11 protein-coding genes are annotated in these 17,441 nt (G+C 72.3%); 5 read left to right on the top strand and 6 right to left on the bottom strand.

Features of this window, described 5'->3' with window-relative positions; translation table 11 throughout:
* Positions 1-169 precede the first annotated feature (169 nt).
* Entirely contained in the window at positions 170-2,893 is a 2,724-nt protein-coding gene (locus AN215_RS05745; protein ID WP_070009906.1) for a helix-turn-helix transcriptional regulator, read from the top strand.
* Positions 2,894-2,938: 45 nt separating this feature from the next.
* On the opposite strand, the gene AN215_RS05740 is transcribed toward AN215_RS05745, so the two are convergent.
* Positions 2,939-4,804, bottom strand: a complete 1,866-nt coding sequence (locus AN215_RS05740; RefSeq protein WP_070009907.1) for an ATP-binding SpoIIE family protein phosphatase — start codon at positions 4,802-4,804, stop codon at positions 2,939-2,941.
* An 86-nt stretch (positions 4,805-4,890) separates the two neighbouring features.
* On the opposite strand from AN215_RS05740, the gene AN215_RS05735 reads away from it, so the two are divergent.
* Positions 4,891-9,420, top strand: a complete 4,530-nt coding sequence (locus tag AN215_RS05735) for a HAMP domain-containing protein (RefSeq protein ID WP_079122721.1) — start codon at positions 4,891-4,893, stop codon at positions 9,418-9,420.
* A complete protein-coding gene (locus AN215_RS05730; protein WP_070009908.1) occupies positions 9,417-10,127 on the top strand; it encodes a response regulator in 711 nt (236 codons plus the stop codon). The genes AN215_RS05735 and AN215_RS05730 overlap by 4 nt, the downstream gene beginning before the upstream one ends.
* 49 nt (positions 10,128-10,176) lie before the next feature.
* Here AN215_RS05730 and AN215_RS05725 read toward each other — a convergent pair whose 3' ends face one another.
* The 3 genes from AN215_RS05725 to AN215_RS05715 form a co-directional block, all read right to left on the bottom strand.
* The gene (locus tag AN215_RS05725; protein ID WP_070009909.1) at positions 10,177-10,980 is read right to left on the bottom strand and encodes a methyltransferase domain-containing protein; all 804 of its coding nucleotides are present in this window, start codon (positions 10,978-10,980) and stop codon (positions 10,177-10,179) included.
* Positions 10,981-11,116: 136 nt separating this feature from the next.
* The gene (locus AN215_RS05720; RefSeq protein WP_070009910.1) at positions 11,117-12,493 is read right to left on the bottom strand and encodes an MFS transporter; all 1,377 of its coding nucleotides are present in this window, start codon (positions 12,491-12,493) and stop codon (positions 11,117-11,119) included.
* A 138-nt stretch (positions 12,494-12,631) separates the two neighbouring features.
* Positions 12,632-13,294, bottom strand: a complete 663-nt coding sequence (locus AN215_RS05715; protein WP_070009911.1) for a TetR/AcrR family transcriptional regulator — start codon at positions 13,292-13,294, stop codon at positions 12,632-12,634.
* Between the two features lie 138 nt (positions 13,295-13,432).
* Here AN215_RS05715 and aroQ point away from each other — a divergent pair, with 138 nt between their 5' ends.
* Both aroQ and AN215_RS05705 read left to right on the top strand, forming a co-directional pair.
* Positions 13,433-13,909, top strand: coding sequence for a type II 3-dehydroquinate dehydratase (gene aroQ / locus AN215_RS05710; RefSeq protein ID WP_070009912.1), 477 nt, complete (start codon positions 13,433-13,435; stop codon positions 13,907-13,909).
* Complete coding sequence (locus AN215_RS05705) at positions 13,906-14,814, top strand: shikimate dehydrogenase (RefSeq protein ID WP_070009913.1); 909 nt, start codon at positions 13,906-13,908, stop codon at positions 14,812-14,814. Before aroQ ends, AN215_RS05705 begins: the two co-directional genes overlap by 4 nt.
* 80 nt (positions 14,815-14,894) lie before the next feature.
* On the opposite strand, the gene AN215_RS05700 is transcribed toward AN215_RS05705, so the two are convergent.
* Together AN215_RS05700 and AN215_RS05695 are read right to left on the bottom strand one after the other, a co-directional pair.
* The gene (locus tag AN215_RS05700) at positions 14,895-15,125 is read right to left on the bottom strand and encodes a hypothetical protein (protein ID WP_070009914.1); all 231 of its coding nucleotides are present in this window, start codon (positions 15,123-15,125) and stop codon (positions 14,895-14,897) included.
* Positions 15,126-15,258: 133 nt separating this feature from the next.
* Positions 15,259-17,403, bottom strand: coding sequence for an amylo-alpha-1,6-glucosidase (locus AN215_RS05695; RefSeq protein ID WP_070009915.1), 2,145 nt, complete (start codon positions 17,401-17,403; stop codon positions 15,259-15,261).
* Between the last annotated feature and the right edge of the window lie 38 nt (positions 17,404-17,441).

Below are 17,441 nucleotides of genomic sequence, written 5' to 3'. Positions count from 1 at the left end.
TCCCCCGTACAGGCGTGCGGACGATACTGGGACCGCCGATGCTGCGACCACCGACACCAGGACCACCCGTACCGGGATCACCGACGCCGGGATCACCGGCACCGGGCCCCCTGCCGCCCGCCGCCGTCACGGCGGCCGCGCAGCTCTCCCGAGCGATGAGCGCGGCCCCGTGAACGGTGCCCCCTGGCCGCTCGTGGGACGCGACGAGTCGATCGGCACGCTCTGCTCGCTGCTGCTGGACGGCGACGGGCCGGGCGCGCTGCTGACCGGCGAACCGGGCATCGGCAAGTCCCGCCTGGCCGACGCGGTGCTGGAGCGGTGCGCCGGCGCAGGCATGTACACGGCACGGATCTCGGGCGCCGAGGCGAGCAGCTCGCTGCCCTTCGGCGCCGCGTCCGGACTGCTCACCCGCGAACCGGCCGCGGACCTCTTCGCGCGGGCGGCACGGGAGCTGCGCCGCGGAGCAGCCGGACGCCGCGTCGTCCTCGGGGTCGACGAGGCCGGCCATCTCGACGAGGTCTCCGCCGCGCTCGTCCGGCACCTGGCGGCCACCGGCAGCGCACGGCTGCTGGTGACCGCCCGTACGGGCGCGCCGGAGTCAGCGACGGTACGGGCGCTGCGCAGACGCCTCCTCGTACGTGAGATCACCGTCGGCGGACTCGACCGTGAACAGGTCGGCGAACTGCTGCGGCTGACGCTCGGCGGCCCGGTCGACGGCGTCACCGCCGACCGGCTCTTCAGACTGACGAAAGGCAACCCGCTCTTCCTGCGGCACGTCGTCGCCGCGGGCCGCGGGTCCGGAGCGCTGCGCGCGGGTGCCGGGGTGTGGAGGTGGCACGGGAGGCCGGGCGGTCACGAGAAGCTCGGGGACCTCGTGGCCGCACAGCTCGGTGCGCTCGGTGACGCACCCGCCCGTGCGCTCGAACTCGTATCGCACGTGGAGCCCGTGCCGCTGACGGTCCTCGAACGCCTCACGGAACCGGATGAGTTGGAGGAGCTGGAGCGCCGGTCCCTCATCGTCCTCGAGACGCGGGGCCGGCGGCCGGTGGTCCGTGCCGGGCACCCCCTCTACGGCGAGGTCGTACGCGCGCGGACCTCCCCGGCCGCGCGCCGCGCCGTCTACTCCCGGTTCGCCGCCGCACTCGGCAGCAGCGACCTCGCGGGCGAGGAGCGCCTTCCGCTGGTCAACTGGCGGCTGCTGGCCGGGGAGAGGGTGCCCGACGGCGATGTGCTCGCGGCGGCGTCGGAGGCCCTGGCCGGCCACGACCCGCAACTCGCCGAGGACCTCGCCCGCAGGGTCGCGGACGCGGACGGCCGTGCCCTGCTGGCGGAAGCACTCGTGGTGCAGGGCAAGGCCGAGGAGGCGGAGACCGTGCTGTCGGCGCGGGATCTGCGGCACCTCGGCGCGCTGCGCGCGCTCAACCTATTCTGGGGGCTGCGGCGCACCGCCGACGCCGCCGCCCTGGTGCGCGCCGCCCGCACGGACGGCGACAGTGCCCCAGAACTGGCCGTGGCCGAACTGGCGTTGGCGGTCTTCGGCGGCGGGGACGCGCAGTTCCCCGAATCCGCCGACGCAGCGGCGGGCACCGGTGTCACGGAGTTCACGGGTACCGCGGACGCCGCCCGAACCGTGGACGCCGCCGGGACCGCGGACGCCGCCGGGGCCGCCCGGTTCACGGATCTGCCGCCGGGCGGCGCGGTGGCCGGTGCGGTGGCGCCGCTGCGCGCCTACCTGCTGACCTTCACCGGCCGTCCGGCGAAGGTCGTGGCGGAGGCCGGTACGAACGAGGCGCCGCCGACCGGAGTGTGGCCCGCGATGGACGGCGCCGCACGGGCCTGCCACCTGCACGCACTGGTCCTGGACGGCCGGCTCCTGGCGGCCCTGGCCATCGGACGGCAGTACTACGAAGCTGCGCTGGAGAAGGGCGCCGGTGAGGAAACAGCCCTGCTGAGCCTCGAGTTGGGCGTGTGCGAGACATGGGCGGGACGCCACGACGCCGCCCTGCCGCACTTCCGGGAGGCGCGGGCGCTGACCGACGAACACACGCCGTTCCCCGTACAGGCGTACGTCTGCAGCGAGTTGGCCGCCGGACTGGCCGCACGCGGCGAGTTCGACGCCGCGTGGCGGATGCTCGGGGACGGCGCCGGCAGGCTGCCCGCGGACTCGGCGATGCGGGCCCATCTGACGCTGGGCCGGGTGCGCGTCCTGGCCTGTTCGGGCCGGCTGGAGGAGGCCGCCGCGGAGGCCGTCGCGCTCTCCGGGCGGTATCTGGCCGGCGGACGGCTGACCAACGCCGCCGAGGCTCTCTACTACGCGGCCCGTACGCGGCCTTCGGCCGATACCGCGGCGCGCCTGGAAGAGGTGGCCTCCTCCTGCGACAGCGCCCTCTTCCCCGTACTGGCGCTCCATGCGCGGGCCGCGGCCGAGGGCGATCCGGCGGCGCTGGGCCAGGTCTCGGGAACGCTGGCCGGGCTCGGCTACCACGGCATGGCGGCGGAGGCGGCGGCGAGCGCCGCGGTCCACGGCGGCGGGCGGGACGCGGCAGGCCACGCACGGCGAGCGGCCTGGCTGCGCGAGATGTGCGGAGGCTTCACCGCGGTGTGGTCGGCGCCGGCACCCCGGCAGGAGCCGTTGTCCGAAAGGCAGCGCGAGGTGGGCGAGTTGGCGGCGCAAGGGCTGGAGAACGCGGCCATCGCCGCGCGGCTCGGTCTGGCGGTCCGGACTGTCGCCAACCATCTGCAGACCGTCTACGCCAAGCTCGGCGTCCGCTCCCGTACGGAACTCGCCGGCGTACTCGGCTGCGTCCCGGAGCACCGCCGCGACGCTGGCGGCGGTGGCGGTGGCGGTGGCGGTGGCGGCGGCGCGGACATGACCGCACCCCGGCGTACTTGACCTGACCACGCCGCCTGCAGCCCCCGCACGCGCCCTGCCCGCCCGTCAGGCGGCCACCGCGTGCAGCACGAGAATCGCCAGGTCGTCCTCCACCGGCTCCGGCCCGAAGTCGTGCGCCGACTGACGCACCCGTTCCGCCACCGCCATGGCACCCATGCCGACGCAGCCGGCGAGGATCTCCGCCAGCCCGTCGTCGTCGTCCAGCTGCCGCTGCCCGCTGCGCCGTTCGGTGACTCCGTCGGTGACGCACAGCAGCGACTCCCCCGGCGCCAGGTCGAACTCGAAGGCTCTGAACTCGGTGCCCTCGTCGATGCCGAGCAGCATCTGCGACTCCACCACCGCCACCACGTCGCCGTCCGCCGACAGCTTCAGCGGAGGCGGGTGTCCGGCGCTGGCGATGCTGCAGTGCGCGCCGCCCCCTTGCCGGTCCGGCTCCAGCTCGCCGTAGACCAGGCTCAGAAAGCGCGGCTGTGCGGTCTCCCCGCCGACCGCCACGGCCTCGGCGCCCTCCTCCGCCATGGCGGCGTTCAGCCGGCTCAGCACGGATTCCACGCCGTGGCCCTCCCGGGCGAGCAGCCGCACCAGGTGCCGGGTCAGGCCCGTGACCGACATCGCCTCGGGGTCCTTGCCCTGCACGTCCCCGAGGAGGAAGGACCAGCGGTTGTCGCCCATGGGGAAGAGGTCGTAGAAGTCGCCGCCGACGGTCTGGCCCATGGCGTGCGGCTCGTAGACGATCGCCGTCTCCACGCCCGGCAGGCTGGCGAGCGACGGCGGCAGCTGCCTGCGCTGGAGCGCGCGGCTGATGCTGGTCTGACGTGTGTACTGGCGGGCCGTGACCACCGCCTGCGCCACCCGGCGCGCGACGTCCTCGACGGTGCGCGCCACGGAGTCGGTCATCTCCGTCGGCCCGGCCCGTCCGATGACGAGCGAGCCCAGGCAGGTCCCGCCGGAGACCAGGGAGAACGCGAGCGCCGAGCCGCCCCTCCCGGATCCGTCGGCGCTCTCCGGCCAGGGCCAGGGAATGCCCACCGTCCGCAGGCCGACCGGGGGCGGATCCGCTTCGAGGGCGTAGCGGAGCGCGTCCACCTTCCGCTCGTCGGAGTGCCAGACGCGGGAGAGGCGCATCGCGCCGCTCTCCGTGGTCAGCCATACCGCGCACCAGTCGGCCAGCCGCGGCACCAGCAGCTGGCCGGCCAGCGCGGCGACCATGTCCTCGTCGAGCTGACCGGACAGAAGCTCACTGGCCTCGGCCAGGAACGCTCCGCCGCGATCGGCCCACTCGGCGCTGCGGCGGCGGTCGGCCTGCGGCGAGGAGGAGAAGACCTCGGCGGCGTCCAGCTCGCGGTGCATCGATTCGCTGAGCGACCCGGACGGCTTGGGCACCATCTCGGAGACCGCCAGCCGGAACCAGACGACCTTCTCGGTACGCCGGTAGGTCACGCCCCAGGACTCGCACAGCGCCCCGACGATCTGCAGCCCCAGGCCCCGTCCGCTGCGCCGTGAGGCCGCGTCCCCGGTGACCCGGCCGGTGGGCTGTCTGTCGGCCACCTCGACCAGTACGGCGGCGATGTCCACCGGGCCCTCGTCCTGGTCGGCGGCGCCCGGGCCGTCGGCGGCCTCAGGGACCGTCTGCGAGGAGGTGGCGCCGGACGGGGCCGGCACCGTCTCGACGCCGCAGACCACTTCGATCCGGGTGCCCGCGTGCATGAGGGCGTTGGTGACGAGCTCGCTGACGAGGAGCTCCGCGTCGTCAGCCAGCCGCTCGGTCAGCCGCACCGGCGTGACGCTCGAGCGCGCCCACTTGTCGATCTCCGAGCGTACGAGCGCGCGAGCGGTGGAGGGTGCGAGCTGACTTGTGGGCAGGGCCCTCCGCGACGCGGGATCGCTCAGGCCGGCGGACGGCAGTCGCACAAGCCTCTCCTGACTCGGATGTCATGGCGATAAAGCCTCTACAATAGGATAAAGCTACACATCCAGGATGCTTGGGATGGGATGCCATGGACGACCCCCAGGGCCGGTCGGTGCGCGAGGCGGAGCTGCGTCCACTGCTGGGAGCCATGCGGTCACTGAGCGACGGCGACTTCTCCGTGCGTGCGGCGACAGAGAGCGAGGGAGTGCTGGGCGAGCTCGCCGGGGCGTTCAACCAGATAGCCGCGCGGAACGAGCACCTGGCCGGTGAGCTGCACCGGGTCCGCCGTCAGGTGGCCAAGGAGGGCCGGCTCGACGAGCGGATCTCCGCGAGCCCCGGCCAGGGCGCCTGGGCCACCGGAGTCGACGAGGCGAACCAGCTGATCGCGGCCTTGTCGGAACCGTTGATGAAGACATCGCGGGTGCTGGAAGCCGTGGCCGACGGTGATCTCACCCAGCATCTGGAGCGCTTCGAGGGCAGCCACCATGTGGCCGAGGGGGAGCTCGGCCGTCTGGACAACGGCCTCAGCCGTCTCGTGGACGAGCTGTCCAAGTTCACCGGGGAGGTCACCAGGGTCGCCCGGGAAGTGGGCACGGAGGGCAACCTCGCCGGACGTGCGGATGTGGGCGAGCTCTCCGGCGACTGGCGGCGGGTGACCGCGGCCATCAACACCATGGCCGAGAACCTCACCGAGCAGGTGCGCGACATCGCCGGTGTGACGACGGCGGTGGCCCGCGGCGACCTGACGCAGAAGGTGACGGTCGAGACCTCGGGTGAGCTGCTGGAGCTGAAGCTCACCGTGAACACGATGGTCGACCAGCTCTCCGCCTTCGCCGACGAGGTCACCCGCGTCGCACGCGAAGTCGGCACCGAAGGAAGCCTCGGCGGACAGGCCGAGGTGCGGGGCCTCTCCGGGGTCTGGCGGGACCTGACCGACAACGTCAACATCATGGCGTCCAACCTGACTTCGCAGGTACGGAACATCGCGCAGGTCTCCGCGGCCGTCGCACAGGGCGACCTCAGCCAGAAGATCACCGTCGACGCCAAGGGCGAGATCCTCCAGCTCATGGGCACGGTGAACACGACCGTCGACCAGCTCTCCGCCTTCGCCGACGAAGTCACCCGCGTCGCACGCGAAGTCGGCACCGAAGGCAACCTCGGCGGACAGGCCGAGGTGCGGGGCGTCTCGGGCGTATGGCGGGACCTGACCGACAACGTCAACATCATGGCGTCCAACCTGACTTCGCAGGTACGCAGCATCGCCCAGGTCGCCACCGCCGTCGCGGACGGCGACCTCAGCCAGAAGATCACCGTCGACGCCAAGGGCGAGATCCTCCAGCTGAAGACCACCCTCAACACGATGGTCGACCAGCTCTCCGCCTTCGCCGACGAAGTCACCCGCGTCGCACGCGAAGTCGGCACCGAAGGCAACCTGGGCCGCCAGGCGCAGGTGCGGGACGTCTCCGGCGTCTGGGAGGACCTGACCGACAGCGTCAACTCCATGGCGCTGAACCTGACTTCGCAGGTACGCAGCATCGCCCAGGTGACCACGGCCGTCGCCAACGGCGACCTCTCCAAGAAGATCGACGTCGACGCACGCGGCGAGATCCTGGAGCTGAAGGACACCGTCAACACGATGGTCAGCCAGCTGCGTGCGTTCTCCGACGAGGTCACCCGCGTCGCGCGTGAGGTCGGCACCGAGGGCAACCTCGGCGGCCGCGCACAGGTACACGGTGTCTCCGGCGTGTGGAAGGACCTCACCGACAACGTCAACTTCATGACGACGAACCTGACTTCGCAGGTACGTAACATCGCCCAGGTCGCCACGGCCGTCGCCAACGGCGACCTCTCCAAGAAGATCGACGTCGACGCACGCGGGGAGTTCCTGGAGCTGAAGACGACCCTCAACACCATGGTCGACACGCTCTCCTCCTTCTCCGCCGAGGTCACCCGCGTCGCACGCGAAGTCGGCAGCGAAGGACAGCTGGGCGGGCAGGCCCGCGTCGAGGGCGTCTACGGCACCTGGAAGGGACTGACGACCAGCGTCAACGAACTCGCCGGAAATCTGACGACCCAGGTCCGCGCGATCGCCGAGGTCGCCAGCGCCGTCACGCAGGGCGACATGTCGCGCTCCATCGCCGTCGACGCCCGGGGCGAGGTCGCCGAGCTCAAGGACAACATCAACGTGATGGTGGCCAACCTGCGCGAGACCACCCGTACAAAGGACTGGCTGGAGTCCAACCTCACCCGCATCGCCGGTCTGATGCAGGGCCAGCGCGATCTGGTGGAGGTCGCCGACCTGATCCTCCGGGAGCTCACGCCGCTGGTGAACGCGCAGGCAGGGGCCTTCTTCCTGGTCGGCGCCGGCGGGAGGCCGGGCGAGGAGCTGGAGTTCATCGCCGGCTACGGCACGAGCGGAAGCGACGACACCGGGTCGCCCGACTCCCCGCTGCGGGGGCTGCTCGCCCAGGCGGTCTCGGAGAAGAAGCGCATCCTCATCGAGGACGCCCCTCCGGACTACGTGAGGGTGGAGTCGGGGCTGGGCTCCGCGCCCGCCGCGAACATCCTCATCCTGCCGATCCTATTCGAGGACCGGGCGCTCGGCGTGATCGAGGTCGCCTCGTTCAGCAAGTTCAACGAGATCTACCTGACCTTCATCGACCAGTTCGTGCACACCATCGGCGTCTCGATCAACACCATCCTCGCCAACGCCCGTACTGAGGTGCTGCTCTCGGAGTCCCAGCGGCTGACCAAGGAGCTGCGCCAGCGCTCGGACGAGCTGCAGCGCACCAACGCCGAACTGGAGGACAAGGCAGCGCTGCTCGCCACGTCCTCGCAGTACAAGTCGGAGTTCCTGGCGAACATGTCGCACGAGCTGCGTACGCCCCTGAACTCGCTGCTGATCCTCGCGCGGCTGCTGGCCGACAACCCCGACGGGCGGCTCTCCGAGCAGGAGGTGGACTTCGCCACCACGATCTACCGTTCGGGCTCCGACCTGCTGCAGCTGATCAACGACATCCTGGACCTGTCCAAGGTCGAGGCCGGACGGATGGACGTGCGGCCGCGGAAGCTGCCGCTGACGAAGCTGCTGGACTACGTGCACGCGACGTTCCGTCCGATGACCATCGACCGCGGGCTCGCCTTCGAGATCGCCGTCGGCGAGAACGTGCCGCGCGAGCTGTACTCCGACGAGCAGCGCATCCAGCAGGTGCTGCGCAACCTCCTCTCCAATGCCGTGAAGTTCACCGCCAGCGGCGGCATCGAACTGCGCGTGGAGCGGACCACGGACATGGAGTTCGACGAGCCGACGCTGCGGGACGCGGAGACGGTGCTCGCCTTCTCCGTCAAGGACACCGGCAGCGGCATCCCTCCGGACAAGCTCGCGGTGATCTTCGAGGCGTTCCAGCAGTCCGACGGCACCACGAACCGCCGCTACGGCGGCACCGGCCTCGGCCTGTCCATCAGCCGGGAGATCGCCGGCCTGCTGGGCGGCCGCATCGACGTCGCGAGCGAGGAGGGCGTGGGCTCGCGCTTCACGCTCTACATTCCGGCGGTCTATCCGGGCAGCGCTCCTTCCGCCGCCCCGGTGCCCGCCACGGCCACCCCCAGGGTCAGCAGCCGCGACTCCGAAGGCGGGGGCCCCGCCGCGCCGGCGCCACCGCCGCCGCCCGCGGCGCTGCCCGAGCCCGAGCCGCTCGGACCCGCGGGCGCCGCCACGACCGCGGAGCCGCCGGCGTCCGGAGCGCCTGCGGAGCCCACCGCCGCGGCGTGGCCCGAGGCATCCGAGGGCGCCCCCGCGCCGTCCGCGCCGTCACCGCAGGTCGAGCCGGTGGGTCCCGAGCGGCCCGCGGAGGCCGAGCCGCGTACGGCGGCCGAGGGCCACGAGGACGCCTGGCCGGAGACGACGCAGCTGAAGCAGTGGCTGAGCGGGCCGCGGGGCCAGGTCCTGGCGGGGACGCACGTGCTCATCGTCGACGACGACATCCGCAACGTCTTCGCGCTCACTCACGTCCTGGGCCGCGTCGGCATCTCCGTGAAGTACGCCGAGAACGGCCGCGAGGGTCTCGACGTGCTGGACCGCTCCCCCGAGGTGTCGATGGTCCTGATGGACATCATGATGCCGGAGATGAACGGGTACGAGGCGATCCGGACCATCCGGCACACGCCGCGCCTGGCGGGTCTGCCCGTCATCGCGCTCACCGCCAAAGCCATGTCCGGCGACAGCCGGAAGGCCCTCGACAGCGGCGCCGACCTGTACGTCGCCAAGCCGGTCGACCTGGACGAGCTGCTGCAGTCCATGTACGACCTGCTCACCCAGGGCGGCAGCGCGAAGGCCGGTGAGGGAGGAGACGGCGCCGCCCCCGCGGCAGCCGGGACGGGCACGCCCGCACAGCCCGGGACGGCACAGCGCGGGACGGCACAGCCCGGCCAGCCCGGCAACCCCGGTCCGGCACAGCCCGGTCCGTCCGAGTCCGCACCGGCGCAGCCCGCGCCGGCACCGCCCGGAACCGGCGAACCGCACGCCACCGCCTCGCCGGACGGCAGCGGGGGGCGTGAGCACCACAGCGGTCCGCCCGGAGACGACGCCGAAGCCGAGCCGCCGGGACCGACGACATGAGTGCCCCGGCGCCCGACAGGTCGAGCATCCTCATCGTCGACGACATGGAGGAGAACCTCATCGCGCTGGAGGCCGTACTCGGGCCCCTGGACCAGCAGTTGGTGACCGCGCGCTCGGGTGAGGACGCGCTGAAGGCGATGCTCCGGCAGGACTTCGCGGTCGTGCTCCTCGACGTCCTGATGCCCGGGATGGACGGCTTCGAGACCGCGAGCAACATCAAGCGTCTCGACCAGACGAAGGACGTGCCGATCATCCTGCTGACCGGCACCGACGTGGACGCCGACTACGCCTACCGCGGCTACGCGCTGGGCGCGGCCGACTTCCTCTCCAAGCCCATCGACCCGTGGGTGCTGCGCACGAAGGTCAACGTCTTCCTCGACCTGGACCGCAAGAACCGGCAACTCGCCGTCCAGGCCGAGCAGTTGCGCCGTCTCCTGGTCGCCGAGCACTCGCCCCGCTCCGGGGGCCCCGGCGGCGCGGCCGCGGAGGGGCCGCTGGAGGGGACCTGGTCGGGGGCGGGCCGGGAGGACGGCATGGGTGCCGGCAAGGGCGGCGCGGAGCAGCTCGCGGAGATCACCGAGCGGCTCGTGCAGATCGAGATGATGCTGCGCGAGCGTGAGACGTCCGAAGAGCCCGAACTCTCCAACCGCATCGCCGAGTTGGAATCAGCCGTACGCCGGCTCGGGGCGGGTGACAGCGGCGCCTGAGGTGGTTCCCGCTCCCGCGCTTCAAGAAGGCGGGGCGGTCGCCGTCACCTCACGTACGGCGGCCCCATGCGGAGATCATCGGTGCCGTGGCCAGGTCGAGGCCCCCGCCTGCCACGTTCCCGAGGTGACGGTCGATCTCATCGTCGGTCGCGATTCCCTCCGTGACCAGGCCGCGGCGGATCTGCTGCACGGTGGCCGTCTCCAGAACGGCACAGGCAGGGGCGGTGATCGGGAAGTAGGCGTCCGCACGCACGTCGTCCAGACCTGCCTCGCGCAGGAGCCTGGGCAGCGTCCGCCCGTATGCGAGGTCCGCGCCGCGCCCCGCCATCAGGCTGCGGAAGCCGGACCGCAGCCGGTTCGCCAGCTGCTGCGCGGGGCCCGACTCCTCCGGACAGAGCAGAGGCTGCAACTCGGGGTCGGCCTCTTCCAGCAGCAGGCTCCCACCGGGCCTCAGCGCTCCCACCATGCGGCGCAGCGCCTCGGCACGGTCGGTCACATGCAGCAGGACCAGGCGCGCGTGCACGAGGTCGAAGCCGCCGGGCGGCGGCGGGTCGGCCGCCACGTCGTGTTGCAGCACCTCGACCACGTCGCCGGCCACATCCCGGGTCCAGGACACGTCGATGTCGGTGGCGACCACCGTCCCGGCAGGGCCGACGCGCTCGGCCAGGCCGAGAGGCACGGACGGTCCCCCGGCGCCGACCTCCCAGCACCGCATGCCGGCGGTGACCCCGATCTCGTCCACGTGCCGGAAGGTCACGGGGTCCAGCAGTTCGCTGAGGGCCCTGAAGCGGGTGCCTGCCTCCTGCTGCCGGTTGTCCAGCAGGTAGCCGTGACCGGTGTCGTGGGTAGTCATGCGCCCATTCTGGCGCACGGAACCCGCGAGGCGTCCGGCGAACGGGGTCGGCCGGACGCCTCGCGAAGTCCTGCGGGGACGGGCCCGGGGCGGGCACCTCCGGGGCCCGCCCCGAAAGCCTCTCCGTGACTGCCTGTCAGGCGCGCTCGGCCGCCCGCCGGGGCACGTCGCCCGCCGGCCCGGCGGCGCTCCGGTCCGCGGGCAACCCGAGTTCTTCGGTGGGGACGTGCGCGGTCTCCCGCGAGAAGAGCGCGGCCAGCACCGGCGGCACACACAGTGCGGCGGTGAACAGCGCGACCCGGGCCCAGCCGTCGCCTTCGGGCCCCGCGATGGCGGCCGCGAACGTCACGGCGAATCCGGAGATGGCGAAGCCGATCTGGGTGCCGACCGCCATACCGGACAGCCGCACGGACGTCGGGAACATCTCCCCGTAGAAGGAGGGCCAGACGCCGTTGGCGGCGCTGTAGACGATGCCGAAGCAGAGGATCCCGGTCAGCAGCGTCAGCGGGTAGTTGCCCGAGGAGATCGCCCACAGGTACAGGAACATCGTCACCGCGCTGCCGGCCGCCCCCAGGAGGAAGACGGGCCTGCGGCCGGCCTTGTCGGACAGCCTCGCCCACAGGGGAATGGCTCCCAGCGCGGCGACATTCGCGAGCGCGCCGACCCAGAGCATTCCGGAACGGTCCATGCCGACCGCGTCGCTCGTCGCGTACGACAGCGCCCAGACCGTGAAGATCGTGCTGACGGAGGCGACCAGCGCACCGCTGACGACCCGCAGTACCGCCGGCCAGTGCGCGCGCACCAGCGTCACCAGCGGCAGCTTCGGCACCTCGCCGGCCGCCGCCGCCTTCGTGAACTCGGGCGTCTCGTGCAGGGTCCGCCGGATGAAGTACCCGATGAAGGCCACCACGGCGCTCAGCAGGAAGGGGATGCGCCATCCCCAGCTGAGCATCTGCTCCTCCGGAAGCGCCGCCACGGGGATGAAGGCGAGGGTCGCCAGGAGCTGTCCCGCCTGGGTCCCGCCCAGCGTGAAGCTGGTGAACCAGCCGCGCCTGTGCGGTGGTGCGTGTTCCAGGCTCATGGAGTTGGCGCTGGCCTGCTCGCCGGCGGCCGACAGGCCCTGCATGACGCGCAGCAGCACCAGCAGGGCGGGCGCGGCGGCGCCGATCTGGCCTCGGGTGGGCAGACAGCCGATGAGGAAGGTCGCCACGCCCATCAGGAGCAGCGTGAAGAGCATGATCTTCTTCCGCCCGAAGCGGTCCCCCATGTGCCCGAGCAACAGGGCGCCCAGGGGGCGGACGGCGTAGGCGACGCCGAAGGTGGCCAGGGAGAGCAGGGTGGCGTCGGCGGGGTCCGAGTCGTCGAAGAAGATCTCCGGGAAGATCAGCGCGGCGGCGCTGCCGTAGATGAAGAAGTCGTAGTACTCCAGCGCGCTGCCGACCGCGGCAGCTATGGCGGCCTTGCGTGGCTGTGCCGGTGCGGCGGCAGAGCCGGGCTCGTTGTCGGCGGTCACGGCGTGCTCCTTCGGGGCGTCCCTCGCGGCTCCTAATTAACCCACCAGATAGTTAATAGTGAGTGGCTACGGATGCTGCGCCCGCATTCCGCTTGTGTCAAGGGGCCGGGAACGGGCTTTCTGCGAGCCGCCCCGGGGTCAGCCCTTCTCGTCCCTCGTGAGATATGCGATGACCATGTCCGCGAGCATCGTCCGGTAGTGCTCGCGGCGGCCCTCCTCCAGCAGATCGCGGTCGAAGAGGGCCCGGAAGGTGTCGCGGTTGGCGACGCGGAAGAAGCAGAAGGAGCTGATCATCGCGTGCAGGTCCACGGCGTCGACGTCGGCCGTGAAGACCCCCTGCGCCCGCCCGGCGTCGAGGATGCGCCGGATGACGTCGATCGCGGGCGAGCTGAGCCGGCGCAGCTCCTCCGAGCCGGCGATGTGCTGCGCTCCGTAGACGTTCTCGATGCTGACGAGCTGGATGAAGTCCGGGTGCGCCTCGTGGTGGTCGAAGGTGACAGCGGCGAGCCGGCGGATGGCCGCGGCCGGGTCCAGGTGCTCGACGTCGAGCTTCTGTTCGGCTTCGCGGATGACCGAGTACGCCCGCTCCAGCACGGCGGTGAACAGCTGCTCCTTGCCGCCGAAGTAGTAGTAGATCATCCGCTTCGTGGTGCGCGTACGGGCGGCGATCTCGTCGACGCGGGCTCCCGCGTAGCCGGCGCGGGCGAACTCCTGGGTGGCGGCGTCCATGATCTCGGCCCGGGTACGGGCGGCGTCACGTACGCGTCCGGCAGGCTGTGCCGGGTCTTCCGCGGTGCTCATCCGGCTCCTCGGCGGGGGTCGCTGCAGTCCAGCGATTGTAGGGCGCGCCCCGGCGGGCCGGTCCGGGCGGGACTTCACAGCGGAGCACCGGCTTGATATGACTAACGAACCAGTTCGTACATTGATGGGAAGCGACAGATGCCGCACTCCTCCGGCGGGTCCGGGCCCCAGGACATCCCGGTGCTCGTGCTCAACGGCCCGAATCTCAATCTCCTCGGCCTGCGTGAGCCCGACATCTACGGCAAGGAGACCCTCGCCGGCATCGAGGAGATGTGCCGTGAGACGGCGGCGGCGCACGGGCTGCGGGCGGACTGCCGGCAGAGCAACCACGAGGGCGCGCTCATCGACGCCGTACACGAGGCCCGCACCGGGCACCGGGCGATCGTGATCAACCCCGGGGGCTACAGCCACACCTCCGTGGCGCTGCGCGACGCCCTCGCGGCAGTGGAACTGCCGGTCGTCGAGGTGCATCTCTCCAACATCCACAAGCGGGAGGCGTTCCGCCACCACAGCTACGTCTCCGCCGTCGCCGACACCGTGATCTGCGGCGCCGGCGCCCACGGGTACGCCCTGGCGCTGGCCCACGCGGCCACGCTGGTGCGGGAGAAGCGGTGAGCGCGGAGCGGACCTACCTCGTCGGGCTCATCGGGAGCGGCATCGGCCCCTCGCTCAGTCCGGCCCTGCACGAGCGGGAAGCCGAGCGGCTGGGTCTGCGCTACGTGTACCGGCTCGTCGACCTCGACGGCACGGGGGCATCGCCCGGGCCGCCGGGCCCAGGGGAAGCCGCCCCCGAGCGTGCGGGCGCGCTCGTGCGCGCGGCCGGTGAACTGGGCTTCGACGGGCTGAACATCACCCACCCCTGCAAGCAGGCCGTCATTCCCCACCTCGACGAACTCGCGCCCCAGGCAGAAGCGCTCGGCGCGGTCAACACGGTGGTCTTCGACGGCGGCCGCGCCATCGGGCACAACACGGACGTCACCGGCTTCGCGGCGTCCTTCGCGCGCGGCCTGCCGGACGCCGGCATCGAGGAGGTCGTGCTGCTCGGCGCCGGAGGCGCCGGTGCGGCCGTCGCACACGCGATGCTCGGGCTCGGGACCGGGCACCTCACGGTCGTCGACGCCGAGGCCGGACGCGCGGCCGGCCTCGCGGAGTCGCTGACCCGCCACTTCGGCGCGGGGCGTGCGACGGCGGCCGGACTCCGGGAGGCGGGCGCCCTGTTGGCGCGCGCGGACGGCCTGGTGCACGCCACCCCGACCGGGATGGCGGCACACCCGGGGCTGCCCGTCCCGGCCGGCGCGCTGCGTCCCGGGCTGTGGGTCGCCGAGGTCGTCTACCGGCCGCTGGAGACCGAGCTGACCCGCGCGGCCCGCGCCGCCGGCTGCCGCGTACTCGACGGCGGAGGCATGGCCGTGTTCCAAGCGGCCGACGCGCTGCGCCTGTTCACGGGCCTGGAGCCCGACAGCCGCCGTATGCTCGCCGACTTCGCCGGTCTCATCGGGGCGCCCGGCGCACATCTCTGACGGGCCGGCCGCCTCGCCCGGTCGCACGGGTGGCAGCGGAGGCGGGACGGTTCAGGGCACGGGCTCCGGCTGCCGCGTCGTCACCTGTCCCGCTGCTCCAGGTACGGAGTCGTGGAGACCGCGCGCATGTCGCGCCCCATTCGGGCCCGGCGACGGCCCTCGCGCCACCGGGCCGTCGCCGCCGCCTCGACGCGCATCGCGTCGGAGGTCATGCCGGCTCCACGCCTGCGGCGTTCCCGGCGGACCAGCACCCACGCCAACAGCACGATGGTCAGCAGCAGTACGGCGCAGAGGAAGAGAACGAACACCATCAGACCCCCGTTTATCCGTATGGGTCTCCACCATCACCTCTGCGTGGTACGTGCGCCAGAGGACGCGGAGATTCCGGGGCATGGAGCCGGGGGCCAGGGGATTCCGGACCGGGGATTCCCGGCCCCCTTCCCCTCACCGCTCCCGCGGCGCCGCCTCCGTCTCCACCGTCACGGAGCCCTCGGGCAGGCCGGTCACCCGCGGCGCACCGTCGGCGTCCACCGCCACCTCGAACTCCCGCTCCCCCAGGCGCAGTCCGCTCGCCCGCAGCGGCAGATACCGGCCCGCCATGCGCGGACGTACGGTGAGCCGGCCGCCCGGTGCGTCGGCCTGAAGCCCGAGCACCGCCTGGAGCACCGCCACCGACGACGTGGCGGCCCACGCCTGCGGACGGCACGCCGCCGGGTACGGAGCGGGCCTGCTGTCGGTACGCGTGCCGTGGCCGGCGAAGAGTTCCGGCAGCCGGCCGTCGAAGGACGCCGAGGCACGCACCAGCCCGGCGGCCAGCGACTCCGCGGCGTCGAAGTGCCCGTCGCGTACGAGCCCCTGGACGGCGATCGCCGTGTCGTGCGGCCACACCGTCCCGATGTGGTAGCCGAGCGGGCTGAATCCGCCTGAGCCGGCGGCGAGCGTACGCAGCCCGAAACCGGAGTCGAGGGTCTCACCGGCCAGGCGCCCGGCGACGAGGCGGCTCTCCTCCTCATCCAGCAGGCCGGTGCCCAGCAGGTGGCCGATGTTGGAAGTCAGCGCGTCCAGCGGCTTCTTGTCACTGCCCAGCGCGATGGCCGGGTAGGGGCCGTCGGCGTCCTCGACCCAGAAACGCTCGCGGAAGCGGCGCCTGAGTCCCTGCGCCCACTCCTCCCAGCGGTCCGCGCCCGGGAGGCCGAAGGCGCGCAGCAACGCGGCGGCGGACACGGCCGCTTCGTGTGCGTACGCCTGCACCTCGCAGAGCGCGACGGGCGGTTCGGCGAGGCTGCCGTCGCGCCGGCGCACGGCGTCGCCGGAGTCCTTCCAGCCCTGGTTGGCAAGTCCGCGCCCGGTGCTGTCGACGTACTCCAGGAACCCGTCGCCGTCGGCGTCGCCGTGCTCGTCCATCCACGTGAGAGCCGACTCGGCGTGCGGCAGGAGGCGTTCGACCTGTTCGGCGGGCATACCCCAGCGCCATGCGTCGTGCAGCAGCGTCACCCACAGGGGGGTGGCGTCCACGGTGCCGTAGTAGCAGGGCGGCACGGACAGCCCGTCTCCGAAGTGCAGTCCGTCGCGGCGTATTTCGTGCAGGATCTTGCCGGGCTGCTCCTCGGTCGACGGGTCGTTCGCGGCGCCCTGACGGCGTGCGAGCGTACGCAGCGTGCCCGCGGCGAGCTCCGTGCCCAGCGGCAGCAGCATGCGGGCGGCCCAGATCGAGTCCCGCCCGAAGAGAGTGAGGAACCAGGGGGCGCCGGCCGCGAGGAAGGTGTCGTTCTCGTCCAGCGGGTCGGCGAGCAGCAGCGCCGCGAGGTCGGAGCGGGAGCGGGCGAACCAGTGGTCGAGTCCGCGGTCGGCCGTGGTGAGAGCCGTACCGGAGGCGAGCGCGACACGTGCGCGGGGACTGGCCGGGGGGAACGCCTCACCCTTGTCGTCCTCGATGGTGCAGCTCAGGGTGGCCTCCCAGCGCTCCCCGGGGCCGAGTTCGACGCTGTAGCGCAGTTCGGCGGCGTCGGCGGGTGCGTGTCCGGCGGCGTCCGGGGCGGGTGTGCACGTGAGGCGCGCCGTCAGCTCCCCGTCGCTCCAGGTCAGCCCGTCCGGCTCGATCGCCGGGGCGACGACGGGGACGGTGTGGCCGGACTTGACAGTCTCCATGGAGGCAAGGTCGCTGGTGGCGCGCAGCGTGAACCGCACGCGTACGGATGTCAGGCCGGCGTTGTGGAGGGTGAGCGTCTCGCTCAACTCGCCCGGTTCGACGGACCGTCGGCGCTCCAGCGTGACGGCCGGGTCGGGGCTGTGCTCGGCGAGGCCGCGCAGCACCGTACGGAACGAGGCACGCCCGGCGCTGTCGGGACCGCCGCTGATGGGCGCGTTGGGAACGTCCTCGGCGAGGACCGTCAGGAACGACAGGCCCCTGCGGTCGCCGTGGTAGAAGCCGTCGCAGCCGCCGGTGATCTGACCGTCCGGACGGGAGACCGCCATGCTCGGCGCGCAGAGCGTGACGCAGGCGTCGTGCAGGAACGGCTGGAGTTCCGCGGGTGGTGCGGGCGCGCTCGTCGTGCCGTTGCCGTCATGAGTCTTGACAGTTGTCTCCACGTGGGCGCAACCTCTCAGCCATTGGATCGATCAAAAAG

Origin of the sequence: Streptomyces abyssalis (assembly GCF_001751365.1) — a bacterium.
Lineage (GTDB): Bacteria > Actinomycetota > Actinomycetes > Streptomycetales > Streptomycetaceae > Streptomyces > Streptomyces abyssalis.
Note: the sequence above shows the minus strand (reverse complement) of the source record. Positions and strands in the feature narration are given on the sequence as shown.

What these genes read in the sequence shown, in the direction of transcription:
- AN215_RS05725 (WP_070009909.1), bottom strand. Translation starts at nt 10,980, where the DNA reads ATGACTACCCACGACACCGGTCACGGCTACCTGCTGGACAACCGGCAG.
- AN215_RS05715 (WP_070009911.1), bottom strand. Translation starts at nt 13,294, where the DNA reads ATGAGCACCGCGGAAGACCCGGCACAGCCTGCCGGACGCGTACGTGAC.
- AN215_RS05700 (WP_070009914.1), bottom strand. Translation starts at nt 15,125, where the DNA reads ATGGTGTTCGTTCTCTTCCTCTGCGCCGTACTGCTGCTGACCATCGTG.
- AN215_RS05735 (WP_079122721.1), top strand. Translation starts at nt 4,891, where the DNA reads ATGGACGACCCCCAGGGCCGGTCGGTGCGCGAGGCGGAGCTGCGTCCA.
- aroQ (WP_070009912.1), top strand. Translation starts at nt 13,433, where the DNA reads ATGCCGCACTCCTCCGGCGGGTCCGGGCCCCAGGACATCCCGGTGCTC.
- AN215_RS05730 (WP_070009908.1), top strand. Translation starts at nt 9,417, where the DNA reads ATGAGTGCCCCGGCGCCCGACAGGTCGAGCATCCTCATCGTCGACGAC.